General features: G+C 64.3%; 2 protein-coding genes. Both read left to right on the top strand.

Features of this window, described 5'->3' with window-relative positions:
* On the top strand, positions 1 to 187 hold a 187-nt coding region (locus EOD07_RS38275; RefSeq protein WP_206519648.1), incomplete at its 5' end, for a hypothetical protein.
* Positions 188 to 252: 65 nt separating this feature from the next.
* A partial coding sequence (gene leuC / locus EOD07_RS34055; protein ID WP_127238319.1) for a 3-isopropylmalate dehydratase large subunit occupies positions 253 to 1,495 on the top strand: 1,243 nt, incomplete at its 3' end.

The raw sequence follows: 1,495 nt of genomic DNA, 5'->3' as shown, positions 1-1,495 counted from the left end.
GCGAGGAACCAGGTCCCCGTCGCAATTGCCGAAAAGCCAAAACATTGCTATCTACGCCGCCATGGAAAAGCTTTTCAGCGATCCGGCCTACAAGGGGTTCGTGCTGCAGGACAGGAAGCGCCTGCCGTCGCGATTTGCCGCGCGGGTCTGTGGCGCGCTCACCAGCCGACTTAGCCTGGCCGACTGATCGAAGTCGCTCGCCGGCCAAGGCCGCGCAGCTTTTCCCATTCTCATATCGACGGATTTACGCACATGAGCGCACCGCGCACCCTCTACGACAAGATCTTCGACGACCATACGGTCGACCGCCAGGACGACGGCACCTGCCTGCTCTATATCGACCGCCACCTCGTGCACGAGGTCACCAGCCCGCAGGCCTTCGAAGGCCTGCGCATGTCGAACCGCAAGGTCCGCCATCCCGAGAAGACGCTGGCCGTGGTCGACCACAACGTGTCGACCTCGCCCGAGCGCAAGTTCGGCATCAAGAACGAGGAAAGCCGTATCCAGGTCGAGGCGCTGGCCAAGAACGCCAAGGATTTCGGCATCGACTATTATTCCGAGAACGATATCCGCCAGGGCATCGTCCATATCATCGGGCCGGAGCAGGGTTTCACGCTGCCGGGCATGACCATCGTCTGCGGCGACAGCCATACCTCCACGCACGGCGCCTTCGGGGCATTGGCGCACGGCATCGGCACGTCCGAGGTCGAGCATGTGCTGGCGACGCAGACGCTGATCCAGCGCAAGGCCAAGAACATGCTGGTGCGCGTCGACGGCCAGTTGCCGGAAGGCGTCACCGCCAAGGACATCATCCTCGCCATCATCGGCGAGATCGGCACCGCCGGCGGCACCGGTTACGTCATCGAATATGCCGGCGAGGCGATCCGCTCGCTGTCGATGGAAGGCCGCATGACGATCTGCAACATGTCGATCGAGGGCGGGGCGCGGGCCGGCCTGATCGCGCCGGACGAGACGACCTTCGCCTATGTCAAGGACAAGCCGCGCGCGCCGAAGGGCGCCGCCTGGGACGCCGCGCTCGCCTATTGGAAGACGCTGCATTCCGACGAGGGCGCGCATTTCGACAAGGTGATCGTGCTCGACGCGGCGAAGCTGCCGCCGATCGTCTCCTGGGGTTCCTCGCCCGAGGACGTCGTCTCGGTGCAGGGCATTGTGCCCGATCCGGAAGAGATCGCGGACGAAAACAAGCGTACGTCGAAGATCCGCGCGCTCGACTATATGGGGCTGACGCCCGGAACCAAGATCACCGACATCGCACTCGACCGCGTCTTCATCGGCTCCTGCACCAATGGCCGCATCGAGGACCTGCGCGCCGCCGCCAAGGTGGTCGAGGGCAAGAAGGTCAATCCGCGGGTCAACGCCATGATCGTGCCGGGTTCCGGCCTGGTCAAGGAACAGGCGGAGGCCGAGGGCCTCGACAAGATCTTCCTCGCCGCCGGCTTCAGCCGGTCGTCGTTCATGGCCAGGCACATCGAGC

The sequence above is a fragment of the Mesorhizobium sp. M2C.T.Ca.TU.002.02.1.1 genome (assembly GCF_003997225.1).
Note: the sequence above shows the minus strand (reverse complement) of the source record. Positions and strands in the feature narration are given on the sequence as shown.